The sequence below is a fragment of the Acinetobacter sp. AKBS16 genome (assembly GCF_002899995.1).
GTDB classification, from domain to species: Bacteria; Pseudomonadota; Gammaproteobacteria; order Pseudomonadales; family Moraxellaceae; genus Acinetobacter; species Acinetobacter baumannii.
Genome location: NZ_POYH01000091.1, coordinates 9892 through 11969, shown reverse-complemented (window position 1 = coordinate 11969; position 2078 = coordinate 9892). Strand labels below are relative to the sequence as shown.

The following is a 2078-nucleotide window of genomic DNA, read 5'->3' as shown; positions in this document are numbered from 1 at the left end:
GCCAATAAGCATCTACACCTAAAAACTGTGCAATGAGTGGAAGAAAAGCAGATTTTAAATTCTTCCCCGATTCTAAAGCTTGATAAGCAGGCTGAGACATCTTTACTGCTTCAGCAACCTCTGCCTGTGTTTTTTTAGCTTTAATCCTTGAATCTTTTAAACGGTCTTTAAGAGCCATAATGATCGCACCAGCTAACTTATAACAAATATATAACTTAAGTTATATTTAGTAAAACAACTATAGTTATTGACTAATAATAACTATAGTTATAATATCAGTTATAAGGGCATATTGATAGAACGAAAATAATATTTTATTTGAAATTGATTTCTTAATTTTATCAATACCTTATTAAGAAAGTAACGATTATTCTGCCTCAATGGACGACAGAATATAAAAATGGCGATAGTCGATGAGTGGTTTGTACCGACTATTAAAAACAAGAAATGGAATAAAAAAAAGCCCGATTCCGTGGATCAGGCTTAATGTTCGTCGATAAAGGGTATCAAGAACATGAAGAATCTAACAAAGAATTTAATGCGTCACAAAAGTTTCCGATATACGGCAACGTGTTATCTCAACTTTTTGGTCAAAAAAGAGAGGTTATCTAGCGGTGCAGTTTTACTGAGGCTTATGTCATTCATAGCGGTTTAAAAAGAACAAGATCGACTAGATTAAATCTGTGTACATAGCAGAGTTAGATATAAAAATATGAAAAATAACAAAGCAGTAGCCATGATTATTTTTCAAAAAATTACACTTTAGGCAGGATTAAAATATGGAAAATTTTTTAACTTCAAATGGGCTAGCTGCCGCTTTTAACCTTTATGGCACTGTCATGATGGTGGCTTTAGCAGTGAGCTTAGTTGTTGCAGTAGTTTTAATTATGCGGTTTCCACGTTCACCTCAAGAATGGGTCGTGGGTTTGATTTGTACGGTTGTTTCAAGCTTGACTGGTGGCTCATTCATTATCATGAAATGGAATTTACATGAGTGGGTGACAGATATATGGGGAATGATCACTTTAGGTGGATTCTTCTTTATTTGTGGCTTACCTGGTTGGGCAATTGTGAGGTGGATATTTAATTTCATTAATAAACAAGAAGGAAAAACCATTGTTGAAGTCATGCAAGATCTAAAAAAAGCGAAAGATGATATCCAAAGCTAATAGCTATTTGGCCCTAATAAAGACGAGGACAACTCTTATGAATATTGAGCAATATTTAGATGCACTAATAAAACGCGAAGGTGGCTATGTAAATGATCCGCTTGATCATGGACATGCGACTAAATTTGGAATTACACAAGCCGTTGCTCGTAGTTATGGTTATCAAGGTGCAATGGAGAATTTAACGTTAGAGACAGCCAGAGAAATTTATAGGAATCAATATTGGCTTGAGCCGCGATTTGATCAAGTTAATTTGATCAGCGCACTTGTTGCTGAAGAGTTATTCGACACGGGTGTGAATTGTGGTATTAGTTTCACAAAACCACTTTTACAACGTGCATTAAATTTATTGAATAGGCAGGGCAAAGAAGGCTGGGTAGACCTTAAGGTAGATGGTGAATATGGGCCAGCCACTTTGCAGGCTTTAATAAAATATATTAAAAACCGTGGTAAGGAAGGTGAAAAAGTGCTGGTACGGCTTCTTAATATTATGCAAGGCCAGCGCTATATTGAAATTACGGAAACAAATCCGAAGCATGAGCAATTCTTTTATGGATGGCTTGCTAATCGTATCAGCTTATAAAAAAGCCAACTTGCTAAAGCTATTGAGTTATAGCCTTACAAGTTGGCTCACTTTCATAAAATAGTTTTATTGAGTAATAAGTAAAACTGCTAAAAGAAAAAATATACAACCACTGACTTTATTGAGCTTAGAAAAATTATTTCCGGCAAGCATCTTCTCTTTGAATATAGAGGAAAAGTTGGCATAAACTAAATGAATTAAAAATCCGATCAAGCAGAATGTTAAAGATAAAATCAAAAACTGATTTAATATTTCTTTTTTAATATCAATAAACTGTGGGAAAAGGGCAATAAAAAAGACAATTGTTTTGGGATTAAGTAGTGAGG

4 protein-coding genes are annotated in these 2078 nt (G+C 34.4%); 2 read left to right on the top strand and 2 right to left on the bottom strand.

All coding sequences use genetic code 11. The annotated features are described in order from the left end of the window. Window positions 1-178, bottom strand: a 178-nt coding sequence (locus C1642_RS19750) for a helix-turn-helix domain-containing protein (protein WP_228153962.1), incomplete at its 3' end; no start/stop codon positions are given. A gap of 601 nt (window positions 179-779) precedes the next feature. Between C1642_RS19750 and C1642_RS16340 the strand changes: the two genes are divergently transcribed. Together C1642_RS16340 and C1642_RS16335 are read left to right on the top strand one after the other, a co-directional pair. Next, the gene (locus tag C1642_RS16340; protein ID WP_000427182.1) at window positions 780-1169 is read left to right on the top strand and encodes a hypothetical protein; all 390 of its coding nucleotides are present in this window, start codon (window positions 780-782) and stop codon (window positions 1167-1169) included. Between the two features lie 37 nt (window positions 1170-1206). After that, entirely contained in the window at window positions 1207-1752 is a 546-nt protein-coding gene (locus C1642_RS16335; RefSeq protein WP_001019688.1) for a glycoside hydrolase family 108 protein, read from the top strand. Between the two features lie 66 nt (window positions 1753-1818). Here C1642_RS16335 and C1642_RS19745 read toward each other — a convergent pair. Further along, window positions 1819-2078: LysE family translocator (locus C1642_RS19745; RefSeq protein WP_228153947.1), on the bottom strand; the 260-nt coding region annotated here is incomplete at its 5' end.

What these genes read in the sequence shown, in the direction of transcription:
- C1642_RS16340 (WP_000427182.1), top strand. Translation starts at nt 780, where the DNA reads ATGGAAAATTTTTTAACTTCAAATGGGCTAGCTGCCGCTTTTAACCTT.
- C1642_RS16335 (WP_001019688.1), top strand. Translation starts at nt 1,207, where the DNA reads ATGAATATTGAGCAATATTTAGATGCACTAATAAAACGCGAAGGTGGC.